The 14,259-nt window shown below is 59.7% G+C and carries 14 protein-coding genes, 3 pseudogenes and 1 other annotated feature; of the genes and pseudogenes, 12 read left to right on the top strand and 5 right to left on the bottom strand.

Annotated elements, in window-relative coordinates; genetic code table 11:
* Positions 1-55: 55 nt before the first annotated feature.
* Together F8A10_RS16850 and F8A10_RS16855 are read right to left on the bottom strand one after the other, a co-directional pair.
* Entirely contained in the window at positions 56-397 is a 342-nt protein-coding gene (locus F8A10_RS16850) for a mobilization protein (protein WP_193668235.1), read from the bottom strand.
* On the bottom strand, positions 390-716 hold the full coding sequence (locus F8A10_RS16855) for a hypothetical protein (RefSeq protein ID WP_152367963.1): 327 nt from the start codon (positions 714-716) through the stop codon (positions 390-392). The genes F8A10_RS16850 and F8A10_RS16855 overlap by 8 nt, the downstream gene beginning before the upstream one ends.
* A 367-nt stretch (positions 717-1,083) precedes the next feature.
* On the opposite strand from F8A10_RS16855, the gene mobQ reads away from it, so the two are divergent.
* Positions 1,084-2,427 (top strand): MobQ family relaxase, encoded by a 1,344-nt coding sequence (gene mobQ / locus F8A10_RS16860; RefSeq protein WP_152367964.1) that lies wholly within the window; start codon positions 1,084-1,086, stop codon positions 2,425-2,427.
* Between the two features lie 28 nt (positions 2,428-2,455).
* Here mobQ and F8A10_RS21190 read toward each other — a convergent pair whose 3' ends face one another.
* Positions 2,456-2,608, bottom strand: a complete 153-nt coding sequence (locus F8A10_RS21190) for a hypothetical protein (protein WP_193668237.1) — start codon at positions 2,606-2,608, stop codon at positions 2,456-2,458.
* Between the two features lie 254 nt (positions 2,609-2,862).
* Here F8A10_RS21190 and F8A10_RS16865 point away from each other — a divergent pair, with 254 nt between their 5' ends.
* The 10 genes and pseudogenes from F8A10_RS16865 (at position 2,863) to F8A10_RS16915 (ending at position 11,890) form a co-directional block, all read left to right on the top strand.
* On the top strand, positions 2,863-2,949 hold the full coding sequence (locus tag F8A10_RS16865) for a hypothetical protein (protein WP_406611820.1): 87 nt from the start codon (positions 2,863-2,865) through the stop codon (positions 2,947-2,949).
* Between the two features lie 6 nt (positions 2,950-2,955).
* Positions 2,956-3,210, top strand: coding sequence for a type III secretion system export apparatus subunit SctS (gene sctS / locus F8A10_RS16870; protein WP_152367953.1), 255 nt, complete (start codon positions 2,956-2,958; stop codon positions 3,208-3,210).
* The gene (locus F8A10_RS16875) at positions 3,207-4,043 is read left to right on the top strand and encodes an EscT/YscT/HrcT family type III secretion system export apparatus protein (protein ID WP_152367954.1); all 837 of its coding nucleotides are present in this window, start codon (positions 3,207-3,209) and stop codon (positions 4,041-4,043) included. Before sctS ends, F8A10_RS16875 begins: the two co-directional genes overlap by 4 nt.
* Positions 4,040-5,062, top strand: coding sequence for an EscU/YscU/HrcU family type III secretion system export apparatus switch protein (locus F8A10_RS16880; RefSeq protein WP_152367965.1), 1,023 nt, complete (start codon positions 4,040-4,042; stop codon positions 5,060-5,062). Before F8A10_RS16875 ends, F8A10_RS16880 begins: the two co-directional genes overlap by 4 nt.
* An 87-nt stretch (positions 5,063-5,149) precedes the next feature.
* Positions 5,150-5,910: pseudogene (locus F8A10_RS16885) on the top strand (IS5 family transposase).
* A gap of 200 nt (positions 5,911-6,110) precedes the next feature.
* The gene (locus tag F8A10_RS16890) at positions 6,111-6,383 is read left to right on the top strand and encodes an AbrB/MazE/SpoVT family DNA-binding domain-containing protein (protein ID WP_152367967.1); all 273 of its coding nucleotides are present in this window, start codon (positions 6,111-6,113) and stop codon (positions 6,381-6,383) included.
* Positions 6,326-6,610: pseudogene (locus tag F8A10_RS16895) on the top strand (integrase core domain-containing protein); the annotation flags it as partial. The gene F8A10_RS16890 and the pseudogene F8A10_RS16895, both read left to right, overlap by 58 nt.
* 174 nt (positions 6,611-6,784) lie before the next feature.
* Positions 6,785-7,510, top strand: a complete 726-nt coding sequence (locus tag F8A10_RS16900) for a hypothetical protein (RefSeq protein ID WP_152367968.1) — start codon at positions 6,785-6,787, stop codon at positions 7,508-7,510.
* Positions 7,511-7,766: 256 nt separating this feature from the next.
* Positions 7,767-10,595 (top strand): hypothetical protein, encoded by a 2,829-nt coding sequence (locus F8A10_RS16905; protein WP_152367969.1) that lies wholly within the window; start codon positions 7,767-7,769, stop codon positions 10,593-10,595.
* A gap of 534 nt (positions 10,596-11,129) precedes the next feature.
* Positions 11,130-11,890, top strand: a pseudogene (locus tag F8A10_RS16915) (IS5 family transposase).
* A 5-nt stretch (positions 11,891-11,895) separates the two neighbouring features.
* Here F8A10_RS16915 and F8A10_RS16920 read toward each other — a convergent pair.
* Positions 11,896-13,124 (bottom strand): IS3 family transposase gene (locus tag F8A10_RS16920; RefSeq protein ID WP_122003605.1). Its coding sequence is split into 2 segments (ribosomal slippage): positions 11,896-12,836 and positions 12,836-13,124, totalling 1,230 coding nucleotides; the frame shifts between segments, so codons are not numbered across the junction.
* Positions 12,727-12,843 (bottom strand) — a sequence feature (AL1L pseudoknot). Its footprint overlaps the gene before it by 117 nt.
* Positions 13,125-13,274: 150 nt before the next feature.
* Between F8A10_RS16920 and F8A10_RS16925 the strand changes: the two genes are divergently transcribed.
* Entirely contained in the window at positions 13,275-13,661 is a 387-nt protein-coding gene (locus F8A10_RS16925) for a ParB N-terminal domain-containing protein (RefSeq protein ID WP_152367971.1), read from the top strand.
* 127 nt (positions 13,662-13,788) lie between these two features.
* On the opposite strand, the gene F8A10_RS21945 is transcribed toward F8A10_RS16925, so the two are convergent.
* The gene (locus tag F8A10_RS21945; protein WP_152367972.1) at positions 13,789-14,013 is read right to left on the bottom strand and encodes a sulfurtransferase TusA family protein; all 225 of its coding nucleotides are present in this window, start codon (positions 14,011-14,013) and stop codon (positions 13,789-13,791) included.
* Positions 14,014-14,259 lie beyond the last annotated feature (246 nt).

Here is a 14,259-nt window from a genome sequence, read left to right on the forward strand (position 1 = left end):
TCCTGTGCCGCGCTGGCAGGTTCTGTCTTTGGCGGCAAGGGTGGTGGCCTGCGGCTCATTGCGCTGCCTCATCCGTTCTGCGCCCTTGTTGATCCGGTCGAGTGCCGTCCGTATCACGATCACCCTCATCTCGCGGTTCTAGGCCGGGGCGGGGCAGGGCCCAATCCTCAAACGCCTTGCGATCGTGCTGGCGGGACAGACCCCTTACCAATGCTGCCAGAATCTTCGCCGTCTCTGGATCCCGGCCGGCGCGCTCGATCAGCGCCCCACCGAGAATGATCTTGCGGCGGGCATCGAGCTTGCGCTGATGCTCGCGTTCCCGCGCCCGGGCCGCCTCCAGTCTGGCTCTGGCCTGCTGATATTGCCGCTCGAGTTTTGCCAGCTCGGATTCAGCCATCGATCCGCTCCGCTTTCAGGAATGTCGGGCGACCCTCTACCGATCGGCCGATGGTCAGCCGGTAACGTTCACCAGGCTGGGCATAGCGTAAGCTCGGACCATTCTCATCGGGCGCATAATCCTTGTCACGAAAGGTCTCGAGCCGAAACCGCTGGCGCGTCCGATCTTCCATCATGAAACATGAGAAGAGGTTCTGGGCCTTTCCCCAGATTGTCTGGATGAGAATAGCTGTCACAACTCCCTCCGGAAGATCGATCTCGGGAAAGGCTCCGGGATCAATGGCGGCATCATTCCAGTCTCTGACCGTTGTCTCATGCATGGAAACCTCGTCTGCGCTAAGGCCTTGGCGATTGAATAGGGTGAGGCTACCATGAACGCCAAAAGGAGTGAATGAAGCACTTATGCAAACTTGTTCTTCGGTACCCTCATCACAAGCTTTGCGCGCGATCTCTTCGGGGCCGTGCCCCGGCCGATGGCCAACCCCTTCACCGCAACGCTGTGCGGCGATATGGAAGAGCGCGCCGCCTCTTCCAAACCATCTCAGCCCAACTTGCGCAGTTGGATGGCGCGGCCCCCCTGTCCGCCGTCCTGCCATCTGGAGGGCTGGCGGCGGACAGGGGGGCTGGCGGTCGTCGCGTTTGTTGTTGCGGGCAGCTCCGACCTTGCCGTGTGCGGGGCGCTGAGCGATGGCCAGCTACCATCTCAGCGTCAAGACCGTGAAGCGCTCCGTCGGTCGTTCGGCCGTCGCTGCCGCCGCCTATCGGGCGGGCGCGCAACTGGCCTGCGATCGCGAGGGGCGCGTTCACGATTACACCCGCAAACAGGGCATTGTCGGCACCTTCATCCTCGCGCCCGATGCCGCCCCTGGCTGGGTGCAGGATCGGGCAGCGCTCTGGAATGCCGCCGAGGACCGCGAGACCCGCCGCAACGCCGTCACCGCCCGCGAATGGGAGCTGGGGCTGCCGGCCGAGCTTGACGATGCCGGGCGCTTTGCCTTGGCTCTCAACTTCGCCCAGGCGCTGGTGGCGCGCTATGGCGTCGTCGCCGATGTGGCGGTGCATACGCCGCATCGCGAGGGCGATCAGCGCAATCACCATGTCCACATCCTGACCACCACCCGCGAGATCGGCGCTGATGGCCTCGGGGCCAAGACCCGCATTCTCGATGCCGCCAAGATCGGAGGGGCGGAAATCGAGGCGATGCGGGCCTATTGGGCCGATCTGCAGAACCGGGCGCTGGAGCAAGCAGGGCAGGGGACCCGGGTCGATCACCGCTCGCTGGAGGATCAGCGTGAGGCTGCCCTGGAGCGTGGTGACGATCTCGCGGCAATGGCGTTGGATCGTGATCCCGAGCTGAAGCTGGGTCCGGCCGCCAATGCGATGGAGCGCAAGGCGCTGCGCGACGCTGTCGAATTTGGCGTGGATTATGTGCCGGTCACCGAGCGTGGCCGCGTGAACCACGCCCGCAGGCAGCAGCGGGATCTGCTGGCGGATCTGCGCGATCGGGCCGAGCGGGCGCACGAAGCATGGTCCGCCGCGCGGGCGGCGGATGCCAGCCGCTTCAGCGCCGCCGTCGAGGCCGCCAGGGCGCTGTTTGGCGCGTCCGAGGCCAGCGCATTCGCCAAAGGCTTCGAGAAGGCGTGGACCGCGCAAGACAGTGCCCGGAAGGCCGCTGAGGCCGAGGCACGGGATCGCGCGCGGCGGGCGCTGGAGGAACAGCAGGCGCGCGATCGACAGAAGCAGCTTGATGTGGAACGGGCGAGGTTCATCAAGGAAGCCGCGCAACGCTGGCAAGCCACATGGCATGTCGTCGATGCAGCACAGCGCGAGACGCTACAGGATAGGATCGTCGACCAGATCGCGCAAAAAGCCGAGAGATACGACATCAGCTTCGATGAGCTGGCTGCGCCCATCAATCAGCGCGCAAAGCGGATCAATGAAGAGCGGGTGGAGGCGGAGCGCCAAAAACAGCAAGAACACGAACAGCAGAAAAGCCGAAGCCGAGATGCAGGATACGACTTCGGAATGTGAAAAGACGTCAGGACTGGTTATGTCCTGCTTATCGAAGCTTGCCGAAGGCGTCTTTGACTGTTGTCTGCTGAGCTAACTGCACATTCGTTTGCGCAGAAATCAGCGTGATGTGGCGCTGCTGGTTAATCACGTCCTGCATGTCGAAGCTGAAATCCCCGGACGGAACAGCAGATTGAGACATGTTCTGCCCGGACGACACCTGCCTTGGCTCTCCACCGGGGCTCCGATGCTGATAATTGGAACGATTAGACCGAAAGTGGGGGAGGTTATTGTGCCGTCCTACATAACCCGAGGGGCGGCTAGCACCACAATTCATCATCAGGGGTCACACTTCAATTCATGTTGTTGACACTTGCCGCCGCAAACAGCGGATAGTCAGAACATCGCCTATATAAACCGGGGAGTCTACTATTTTTTACATTTTGACCGACAGTCATCTCGCTGCCGTTCAAGCTGTTGCTGTTCGTCGCTGCCGACGGCTGGTCGCGGCTGACGCATGGGCTGGTGATGAGTTATGTGTGAGGCGGCATGCAGCTTTATGAATCCCTGACCCATGCACTGATCCTGGTCTTCCAGCTATCGATGCCAGCGATTGCGGTGGCGACGGTGATCGGTCTGGTCGTGGGGCTGATTCAGGCGCTGACGCAGATTCAGGATCAGACCCTGCCGCAAGCGATCAAGCTGTTCGCGGTCGGGACGGTGATCGTGCTGACCGGCGGGGCCCTGTCGGCGAAGCTGGTGGCCTTCACCGTCGATATCTTCTCACGGATCTCGCAGGGATGAACAGCCTACAGGACTTGTTCGCAGGTGGTGATTACGGTGTCATCCTTGCGGACATGATGGCGCTCTTCGTGATCATCGGCGGGCGGGCACTGGGTTTCGTGATGATCCACCCGATCTTTGGCCGCTTCGGGATCAACTTCGGACTGCTGCGCGGCTCGGTCATGGTGGCGATGACGCTGCCGCTGCTGCCGACCGGTGCCGTGATGGCGGCCGCCGATCCAAGCCTGCTGGAACCCGGCAACATGCCGTTCCATATGCTGCGCGAGGTGATCATCGGCGTCATTCTGGGGCTCATCACCGGCATCCCGTTCTGGGCGGCCATCGCTGCGGGCGAAATCCTTGATACGCAACGGGGTGCCTCCTCGGCCACCGATACCGACCCGACCGGCGGGCAGGTCGCGATCAGCGGCAACTTCTTCTTTCTGGTCGCGGTGCTGCTTCTGACCGCCGAGGGTCTCCTGATCCCCGCCGTCTTCGGTCCGCTCCTCAGCAGCTATCAGCTTTTCCCGCTGTTCGGTGCACTGGCATGGCCCGATCCGGGGCAGGGCCACCTGTTGCTGGCGCTGCTGGACGATCTGCTGCGGGCGGGGCTGATCCTCGCCATGCCGATCCTGATCCCGCTGCTGCTGACCGAGGTCGTCATCGCGATCTCGACCAGATACATGCCGCAGATCAACCCAACCTTCCTGTCGATGTCGGCCAAGCAGGTCGTCTATCTGCTGATGCTTGTCTTCTTCATGCCGCTTCTGGGGCGATACATGCTTGCGCTGGTCGGCCATGACAGCTTTGGCGCCGACGCGCTGGCAAAGTTTCTCAGCGGCGCGATCAGATGAGTGGTGGGGGTTCCGAACAGAAGTCACTACCAGCCTCGGCCCGCAAGCTAAGGAAGGCGCGCGAAAAGGGGCAGGTCGTCACCTCACGCGATTCCATCGCCTCCTTGGTGACGCTGGCGGTTCTGGTCTATCTGTTCGCGCGCCGCCATCACCTGTCCGATCTGCTGTATGGTCTCTTCACCTATACGCCACCGCCCGAATTGGTGTTCAGCGCGGCATTGTCCGATCTGATGGATCTTGCCTTCAGGGTGATCATCCAGATCTGCCTGCCGCTGATGATCCTGGTCGTCACCCTGAGCATCCTTGTCGGTATGCTGATCGCTGGCGGCCCGCTCTTCACGACCGAGCCGCTGAAACCCGATTTCAACAAGATCAACCCCGCCACGGGTTTCTTCAAGATCTTCAGCAAGCGGTCATTCATGACCTTTCTGATGCATGTGATCCGGGTCACGGTGATCTTCAGCGCATTGGGACTGATCCTCGCCTATTCCGCAGCCGCGTTGTTTACCGCACCCTATTGCGGGCTCCCTTGCACGCAAGAGGCCGCCATTGCGATCACCGTGCCATTGCTTGGTGCGCTGGTCGCGATCCTGCTGCTGACGGCGCTTTTCGATTATCTGGTCCAGCGCTCATCCTTCCTCAGCGAACAGAAGATGACCATGACCGAGTTCAAGCGAGAGTTGAAGGACCAGCACGGCGATCCGCAACTGCGCGGTCGCATCAAAAGCGACCGCCGCGACATGCTGGAGCGCCCGATCGGATGGGGGCAGGCTACCACCATCATCTATGCCGCGCCCCATATCGCAGTCGCGCTGCGCTATGTCCCCGACGAGATGCCGGCGCCGCTCGTCGTCGGCCGCGCCCGCGGCGCGGAGGCCATCGCGCGCGCCCTTCGCAACAGCAAAGCCCCGCGCTCCGAGGACGCACATGCCGCCGCGAAGATCGCTGCAATCCCGGTCGGTCAATATGTGACCGATGAAGAACAGATCATGGCGATCGTGCGATATCTGGCAGCCTAGGGCGTGTTGACAAAAGGGATTCACCGGGCGCGGTGATCGTGATTCAAGCTGGTATCTGCAATGGAGACCAGCGTGGCACGAAACCTGATGTCGAACGACGAGTGGGCGTTCTTTGAACGCTTCATCCTGGCTGTCCGTTCTCCGAACGGCCGCAAGCCCACGAACCATCGGCTTGTTCTGGATGGGATTTTCTGGATCGCCCGAACGGGGTCGCCCTGGCGCGACCTGCCGGAAGAGTTCGGCAAATGGTCGTCTGTCTATCGGCAGTTCCGGCGCTGGACGTTGGCGGGGCTGTGGGAACAGATCCTGGAGGCGCTGAACGAGAGCCGGATCGTGCCGGATGCGCTGCAGATGATCGACAGCACCGTGGTTCGCGCTCATCATCAGACAGCGGGCGCAAAAGGGGGACTCCGCGCCAAGGTTTCGGCCGCTCGCGAGGTGGCTTCACGACCAAGATCCATCTGCGGGTCAATGCGGCAGGCCTGCCCATGAGAACCGAGATCACGGCCGGGCAGACATCGGACTACCTCGGCTTCGATCTGGTCATGGCTGACAACCTGCCCGAGCCAAGCGTTCTGCTCGCAGACCGCGGCTACGACTCCGACAACATCCGCAAGACCATGGAGGTGCGCGACGTGGTGCCGGTCATCCCCATGCGCAAAACCCGGAAGCTACGGGTCGCCGTTGACCGCAGGCTCTACCGCCTGCGCAATCTCGTTGAGCGGTGCTTCAACAAGCTCAAGAATGCCCGTCGCGTCGCCACCCGCTACGACAAGACCGCCGAAAGCTTCCTGGGCTTCATCGACATCACGTCGATCCGCCTCTGGCTCCGCCATTTGTCAACATGACCTAGTTCGCCACAGACGCGCATGCTGTACTTGGCTGCGGAGCGCATTGCCATTTGTGGAATCTTGTGGTCTCCTGCAGGTCGACCAACGAACTATCCCCACATGAGGGCTCTTGCCGTCCAGTCCAAACAGCCACCGACAAAACTTGCAGAAGTTGGCGAAGGTTATTACAATAATAATAACGCAATAGGGGTTTTTCTATGGTAAAACTGAAAGTGCGGAAGTTCGGAAATTCCCTTGGGGTGGTACTGCCCAAGGAAGTGGCCTTGCGCCTAAACGCACAGGACGGCGCGCCCCTGTATCTGATTGACGCTCCGGAAGGCGGCTATCGGTCGGTGCCCTATGATCCCAACTTCGAGCAGAAAATGGCGAAGGCCAAGGACATCATGCGGCGCTATCGTGACACGCTGCATGTTCTGGCTCGCCTTACATCGCAAAGGAGACGCAGATCTTCGCCCGCCAGCTCGGCCTGAGGCCCTGCTTCACGCCGGTGCAGAGCCCGCAGAGCAACGGTATCTCGGAGGCCTTCGTGAAGACGCTGAAGCGCGACTACGTCCAGGTAACGCCGCTGCCCGATGCACAGACCGCTCTCGGATTGATCGGAGGCTGGATCGAGGACTACAACGAAAACCACCCGCACTCAGGGCTGAAGATGCGCTCGCCCCGCGAGTTCATCGCAGCTCAAACCGCAACCGCCTGAGTGTCCGGCGAAACGGGGGCAAGACCACCTGCTAGGATTGCAAACACTACCATATTGTCAGCATGTAACTGGACATATATACGAAATGTCGATGCCGATTCAGTCTTGGCGATCGATAGCACGGATTATCTTTGACCATAATGACAGAAACGTAAAACGCCAAAGGCCATCAGAATGAACGTTCGCAATTTCAGGATTTGCTTTGGTTTGTTGGGTATTGTGCTGCTCGCCGCCTGTGCGGATCCGAACTTCGGACAATCGCCCGGTGCCATGGTTTCCCAGCAAGAAAAGCTCGCGCAACTGCAATCTTCCATCAAGGATCAGCCGAACAACTTGGCAGCCCTGAAGGAGTTCGGCGCGCTTCAGGCCGAAATGGGTGAATGGAGCAGGGCGATGGGCGCCTATCGGGAAGCGCTGCTGATCGCCCCGAATGATCGCGAGGCAAAGATCGGATTTGGCGAGGCGCAGCTTGGTCTAGGCGATTTTCAGGGCGCGCTGGACACCGGAACCTCCATCGGCGGAACCACGCTTCAGGTCCAGCAGCTCAGGGCAGGTGCGCTGACCGGCCTGAGCAGGTTTGATGAAGCGCGGGCGATTCTGGATGCGCTGCATCAATCGCATCCGCGCAATCTAGATGTGCGCAGCAACCTTGCATTGGTCATGGGCCTGCAACGTGACCTGGCGGCCTACGGCATCGCACGCGCAGCCGCCTTCGCGCCGGATGCCGAATTCACCCATGTCCGCAACATGGTGCTGATCGGCGGCATGATTCAGAACGAAGCCGGTGCCCGCAACGATGCCGAACAGCTTGGCCTTGCGGCGGATGAAATTGGCGAAATCCTTGCGATTGGCCGGCGCGCCCGCACGCAAGGGATGAGCGCATTCGGGATCGTATCCTGACCTCGGACGCTTTTGCGGTCGATAGGGTCGCGCCGGAATATTCGATCTGACGAAAGGCAAGGGCTGCATTTCGCGGCCCTTTTTCGCACACATCCGCGGTAATATCTGCCAGCGGGCCTTAAAGCTTGTGCATGCTGGCGCAGACAAAGATGAGGCACTCCAAGACATTTCAAGAAGGTGCGAGACGCCGCCTGTCATGACGCTGACAAGAATCAATGGCAGTTAACGGGCCAATACGAACAAAGGATTGTGCCTGATGACTGCCACCGTCGATCTTCTAAGCCCCGGCAACGCCGCCACGCCTCCGCATCGCGACATTCGCGACGGCATCCCGATGCAGATGCAAGCAGGGCTTGACCAAACAAAGCAAGCGAACACGCGGCAAGGCACATCGAATGAAAAATGGCCCGATCCGACGGAAACCAGCGTCACGGTCCTGGAGCGTTGGTTGGACGATTCCGGGCGTCCGAAGCTGGAATATTTCGACAATCATGGCGGCAAGTTCGTGCAGCTTGATCGTGACACGAATCCGCAGCTTTACGACTATCTGGAGCGGCATCAGGAGTTCAGCGCCTCCGAAAGGACCTATGAATATGCCGAAACTCAGGCCGATGAATTCGACGCCATCATCTGGGAGCGTGACCGCGCCCTGCCGCACCTGAAGGATATAGGCTTTGCCGAGATGCGCGGCGATGCGGTGACGCTGGAAACCAATGAGGGCGACCGTTTCGTCGTGACACGCCAGCTTGCGCCGGGCTCTTTCGACGCGGCGATCCGTCTGGCGCGCACCGTGGACGGCATCCGGATGAGCGAAGAACAAGGCTACAAGAACACGATCGAGGACGTCTACAGCAACGATCAGATCCAGAGGGCCAAGATCGGCTGGGAAGATGAGGTCGGCCCGGGCATGATCCGCGCCGAGATTCCGGTTGGCGATGACGATATTCGCAAGGTGATCGTCTCTGAAGAGCTTAACCCGAATCTCTATGACCGGCTCGTCTCGGCCCGTGATGGCTTCGTGGACTTGGATGGGCAGATCGACGATGCGCGCGACAAGCGGAATCTGCCGAAACCCGGCGACGTCGATCCTCTGGGCATGGAGACGACCGAAACCGTCTCGAAGGACGATGATACCAAGCTGACCGTTTCCGGTCTGGCATGGCGCGAGACGCTGGACGGCTGGAAGCGCGGGATCGAGGAAGGCAGCATCGACAAGGATGACGACCGCGCCAAGCTGTATGACGCGCTACGCGCCAAGACGATCCTTGACGATGGCACCAAGATGGTCGCGCTGGACATGTCGATGGGGCAGAACCTTGTCGATGTGAACCATCTGGACATGGCGGCGATCATCGACGCGTCGAAACTGGACACCAATATCGCCGATCTGATGTCTTCGGAAAGCATACAGAACGATTACATCGCCGCGCAGGACAAGGCGATCAAATCGCTGCCCGATGCCGACAAGGTGCATAAGCGGCTCAGCGACGTGGCCTTCAGCGACGATTATGCCGACTACATCTCCGACCTGAAACAGAATGGCGACGGGGATCTGGCCGAGGCTGATATCGCCCGCACCTATGCCGGTCTGGCAGCCTTCGACAAGGAAGAGGCGGGCAAGTTCGCCCAGACCATGCTGCTGAACGGGCTGACTGCTGATCTGGACCAGATCATCGCCGATCCCGGTTCGGTCAGCGAAGAAAACGAGGCGCTGGCTACCAAGGATGTGCTGGTCACCGTTCTGACAACGCTTAAAAAGGGCGGCATCGACGTCCCGCGCAGGACGGTCGATACGCTCGACAAGTTTGTCAACGAGTTCCTGAACGACAAGCAGCAGGCCAAAAGCTTCAACGCGGTGTTGCAAGAGCTGGGCGACAAGTTCAACAAGAATGGCACGCTGACGCAGGCCGATATCGAGAAGGTCGCCGCGTCGAATGGCAAGGACATCTTCAAGGCGTTGAACGAACGCAGCGACGGCGCGGCGCTGAGCGTGTTGGGCGAGTTGAACAGCAATGGCACCCTCGGTTCGGTGGGCGGCGCGATTTCGCTGGCATCCGGCATCTATCAGCTGACGGGCAAGGGCGGCACGCTGGCCGACACGCCGGAAGAGCGGGTTGCCATTGCGAAGGAATTCGTCAGCTTCCTTGGCGCGGGACAGCATTTCGCCAATCTCGGCTCGAACATCTACGACAAGATCTTGGGCACCAATGCCAACAAGATGTTGGGGCTGGACAAGACGCTGCCGCAGATCTTCAGCCGCGAGAACGCGTCGGGTGGCACGCCCTTCACGCCTGAGATCGGCGAGCGGTTCGTCCAGCACTTCGAAGCGGTGTTGGACGAGGTCGATATCGATGGCACCGGCAGCCTGTCCAAGCGGCTAAACCTCAGCGAAAGCGACGTGAAAGAGATCAGGAAGGGGATCGAGAACGGCTATGTGAAGAACCCTGAACTGCCCGGATCCACGAATTTCTCGCGCATGGCCTCGGCCGCGCTGCGGATCATGGATGCAGGCGCGAATGTGTTCACCGGCGTAGCCGATGTGGTTCTGGGCGGTCTCTCGATCAAGCGCGGCGTCGGTGCGGGCGATGCAGGCGCTATCGCCAGCGGCGCGATTCAGATCGCAGCGGGGGCGTTTACCTTTGGGGGCGGCGCGGCGACGGGTGCGGCGACCGCAGGCAGGATCGGGGCTGCGATCGGGCGCGCGCTTGCCGGGCCGCTGCTTGGGGTCGGCGCACTGCTTGGCGCAATCGCCTTCCTGCCCTCGATGATCATCGACGACATCAAGCACAACAACAACATGAAGAAGCACCGCGAGGATATGAAGGATCTGTTCTCGCGGCTGGACGGTCAGGACGTTCTGATGCCTGATGGAGCACAGCGCTACGAATACCTGGACAAATACCTATACAGCTACGGCCAGCGCGATGCGCCGGATGATCAGAGCATCTTCGACTACCGACCAGAAGAGTGGCAGTTCTACAAGGATAATGGGCATTTGCCGAGTCCGGGCTTCGACGATGTCGAGCATAAGGACTACAAGGGCGACGGTGACAATCTGGATACCCGTATGGACCGTCTTGGTTAGCATTCCAGTTTGATGTGCGCCTGTCTGGCGGCGGCCTGATGTGCCCTTCGCCAAAGCGCCGAGCTCAAACAGGCAGGCCATGACGATGCCGCGTCATGGCCTGTCGTTCGGACCTGCCGTGACAGGCCAGCGCCTCCTCCACAGCTTCTATACAGAAGTCGGCCTCCAGCGTGATCGACACCCGCCATGAAGCTGAAAATGGCCGCGTGAGTTCTACGGTCGCGCCCCGTTAAAACGGGGAGGATTACCCCATCATGCGGCGATCAAGTATCGACTGCGCAGACAACCGTGCCCCCGGCAAACGTCAATCAGCCCCACATCACGAAATGGCGTTTCGCATCATGTTCCGCATTTCGACGCGTCGTCCGGTCGAACGAAGACCGGCGGTCACTTGAATATTGTCAAATGAGCTTGACTGAGGGCACGCGATTAGACAACGGCATCTAGGGCGTGTTGACAAAAGGGATTCACCGGGCGCGGTGATCGTGATTCAAGCTGGTATCTGCAATGGAGACCAGCGTGGCACGAAACCTGATGTCGAACGACGAGTGGGCGTTCTTTGAACGCTTCATCCTGGCTGTCCGTTCTCCGAACGGCCGCAAGCCCACGAACCATCGGCTTGTTCTGGATGGGATTTTCTGGATCGCCCGAACGGGGTCGCCCTGGCGCGACCTGCCGGAAGAGTTCGGCAAATGGTCGTCTGTCTATCGGCAGTTCCGGCGCTGGACGTTGGCGGGGCTGTGGGAACAGATCCTGGAGGCGCTGAACGAGAGCCGGATCGTGCCGGATGCGCTGCAGATGATCGACAGCACCGTGGTTCGCGCTCATCATCAGACAGCGGGCGCAAAAGGGGGACTCCGCGCCAAGGTTTCGGCCGCTCGCGAGGTGGCTTCACGACCAAGATCCATCTGCGGGTCAATGCGGCAGGCCTGCCCATGAGAACCGAGATCACGGCCGGGCAGACATCGGACTACCTCGGCTTCGATCTGGTCATGGCTGACAACCTGCCCGAGCCAAGCGTTCTGCTCGCAGACCGCGGCTACGACTCCGACAACATCCGCAAGACCATGGAGGTGCGCGACGTGGTGCCGGTCATCCCCATGCGCAAAACCCGGAAGCTACGGGTCGCCGTTGACCGCAGGCTCTACCGCCTGCGCAATCTCGTTGAGCGGTGCTTCAACAAGCTCAAGAATGCCCGTCGCGTCGCCACCCGCTACGACAAGACCGCCGAAAGCTTCCTGGGCTTCATCGACATCACGTCGATCCGCCTCTGGCTCCGCCATTTGTCAACATGACCTAGTTACGCGGCCATGTCTTCAATTTCCAGAGCCGCGTAGAAGTTTGCCTCTGCTTCTGCCGGCGGGATGTTCCCGATCGGCTCGAGGAGGCGGCGGTTGTTGAACCAATCGACCCATTCGAGGGTGGCATATTCGACGGCCTCGAAGTTGCGCCACGGCCCGCACCGATGAATGACCTCGGCCTTGAATAGACCGTTTATGGTCTCCGCCAGAGCGTTGTCATAGCTGTCGCCAACGCTGCCCACGGAGGGCTCGATCCCCGCCTCGCCCAGCCTCTCGGTGTATTTTATGGACAGGTATTGCGACCCCCGGTCGGAATGGTGGACGAGCCCCGCGCCCTTGACTGGGCGGCGATCGTGGACGGCCTGTTCGAGAGCATCGAGCACGAAGCCTGCGTGTGCGGTTTGGCTCGCCCGCCAGCCGACGATCCGGCGGGCGTAGGCGTCGATGACGAAGGCGACATAGACGAACCCTCGCCAAGTGGCGACGTAGGTGAAATCGCTGACCCAGAGCATGTTCGGCGCGGGCACGCGGAACTGGCGGTTCACCTTGTCCTGCGGGCACGGGGCCTTCTTGTCGGGGATGGTCGTCTTGTGCGGCTTGCCCCGGATGATGCCTTGAATACCCATGCCCTTCATCAGCCGGGCCACGGTGCAACGGGCAACCGCGAAGCCTTCCCGATCCAGCTGACGCCAGACCTTGCGCACTCCGTAGACACGCCAGTTCGCCTCGAACACGCGCTCGATCTCGGGCCGCAGCGCAGCGTCCCGCCGGGCACGATCCGATAGCCGGGCCGGATCGGCCCGCTTCGCCAGGTGATCGTAGTAGGTGGACGGGGCGATCGGCAGAACCTTGCAGATCGGCTCGACCCCATGTTCACCACGATGATCGTCAATGAACCCGACCATCACTTCGACCGGCGGTCGAGCTCCGCCATCGCAAAATATGCGCTCGCCTTGCGCAGGATCTCGTTGGCCTGGCGCAACTCCCGGTTCTCCCGTTCCAGCGCCTTCATCTTCTCTGCCATGTCGGTCGGGATGCCCGCGCGCTTGCCGCTGTCGACCTCGGCCTTCTTCACCCACTCGTTCAGGGTCTGGGGCGCACAGCCGATCTTCGCGGAAATCGACATGACTGCCTGCCAGCGCGATCCATGCTGACCCTCATTGTCGAGAACCAGCCGCACCGCACGCTCGCGCACTTCGGGGGAAAACTTGTTCGTCGTCTTGCTCATGATGCTCCATCCTACTCAGGAGTTGGAGCCTCCGGCAAACCCGGAGCGGTTCATTTAGCTGCGAAAGCCGACTGGAGAGTTTCCACCGCTGTGGTAGTTGATGGCGTCTTGAGATTATTTTCGGCGAACCCGAAACGCGACGCGAACGGGATGAGGAAAGGTGATGCCAGCCCGCGGCAGGTACTCAAAGATGGACCGAGGGATAAATCACCTCTTAGAGAAATTTATATTTCTGGCAACGATGTGCTCCTGTTTCAAATAATCCTAAACTACTTAAAGGCATGCGACGAAGTCTTTTGGAAGGGCGCTGAGCGAGATTCATACATCTTGAAAACGATCGGCGTTCAAGCTGTCTTTGACATTCTTCGTCAATTGGCGGGGCAAGCTTATGCCGATCGCAATATCAGCGAAGAATACTTCGTCAGTAAGCTTAAAGGTGCACAAGATATCGACTTCTCCGAGGATTGTTTCAAGAACCCTTCAGGATCGGGGCGCACGGTCATTAGGAAAGCCATAGAAGCTGCGATTTTTGGGTAGGAAAATTTAATCCAACGGCCGAATTGGTCATCGGCTTCTCTATTGATGCTGATCACATTATGGCCTTTTATGGACCGTTAATTCTGAGAATTTTCCATTGAATATTTGTACTAAAACTTGACCCTCATCATTTCTTTACAAGAAAAGTATAGCCCTCAATGGTCCTTACTGATTTCTCCAGGGAGAATCCCATTTGATAGCACATGTATGGTATATCAATTTCAGAAGCTGGATCCGTTGCTTTAATAAGCAGTAATTGTCCCGATTCCAGCTGTGAGAGTACTCTCTTGGCCCGGATGACTGGAATTGGACAAAGTGTTCCGCTAGTATCAAGGTATTTGTCATACTTCATGGGACAATTCTATACCTTTGCAGCTGGCTATTTAGTTTGCTTATTTGTAGCTGCGTTCATTGGTGATCGGACCCACTGAGCGGATTTGTCGGGATTGTTAGCGCAATGTTAGGCGCAACGCCAGCGCGAGTGATGCCGTAAGACAGAGCTGCTGGGCACTGACGGTGATTCTCACCTGATCATCAGGCCGGCCCAGGATTTCCGACAAAACTATGACAACGCATCTGTGCTTGGTCGTTTCGACTA

It is taken from the genome of Paracoccus kondratievae (assembly GCF_009301415.1).
Taxonomy (GTDB): Bacteria; Pseudomonadota; Alphaproteobacteria; order Rhodobacterales; family Rhodobacteraceae; genus Paracoccus; species Paracoccus kondratievae.

Coding starts and splice junctions, on each gene's coding strand:
- F8A10_RS21945 (WP_152367972.1), bottom strand. CDS start 14,013: ATGAAGTATGACAAATACCTTGATACTAGCGGAACACTTTGTCCAATT.
- F8A10_RS16900 (WP_152367968.1), top strand. CDS start 6,785: ATGAACGTTCGCAATTTCAGGATTTGCTTTGGTTTGTTGGGTATTGTG.
- F8A10_RS16905 (WP_152367969.1), top strand. CDS start 7,767: ATGACTGCCACCGTCGATCTTCTAAGCCCCGGCAACGCCGCCACGCCT.
- F8A10_RS16880 (WP_152367965.1), top strand. CDS start 4,040: ATGAGTGGTGGGGGTTCCGAACAGAAGTCACTACCAGCCTCGGCCCGC.
- F8A10_RS16875 (WP_152367954.1), top strand. CDS start 3,207: ATGAACAGCCTACAGGACTTGTTCGCAGGTGGTGATTACGGTGTCATC.
- F8A10_RS16855 (WP_152367963.1), bottom strand. CDS start 716: ATGCATGAGACAACGGTCAGAGACTGGAATGATGCCGCCATTGATCCC.
- F8A10_RS21190 (WP_193668237.1), bottom strand. CDS start 2,608: ATGTCTCAATCTGCTGTTCCGTCCGGGGATTTCAGCTTCGACATGCAG.
- F8A10_RS16890 (WP_152367967.1), top strand. CDS start 6,111: ATGGTAAAACTGAAAGTGCGGAAGTTCGGAAATTCCCTTGGGGTGGTA.
- mobQ (WP_152367964.1), top strand. CDS start 1,084: ATGGCCAGCTACCATCTCAGCGTCAAGACCGTGAAGCGCTCCGTCGGT.
- F8A10_RS16925 (WP_152367971.1), top strand. CDS start 13,275: ATGAGGAAAGGTGATGCCAGCCCGCGGCAGGTACTCAAAGATGGACCG.
- F8A10_RS16850 (WP_193668235.1), bottom strand. CDS start 397: ATGGCTGAATCCGAGCTGGCAAAACTCGAGCGGCAATATCAGCAGGCC.
- sctS (WP_152367953.1), top strand. CDS start 2,956: ATGCAGCTTTATGAATCCCTGACCCATGCACTGATCCTGGTCTTCCAG.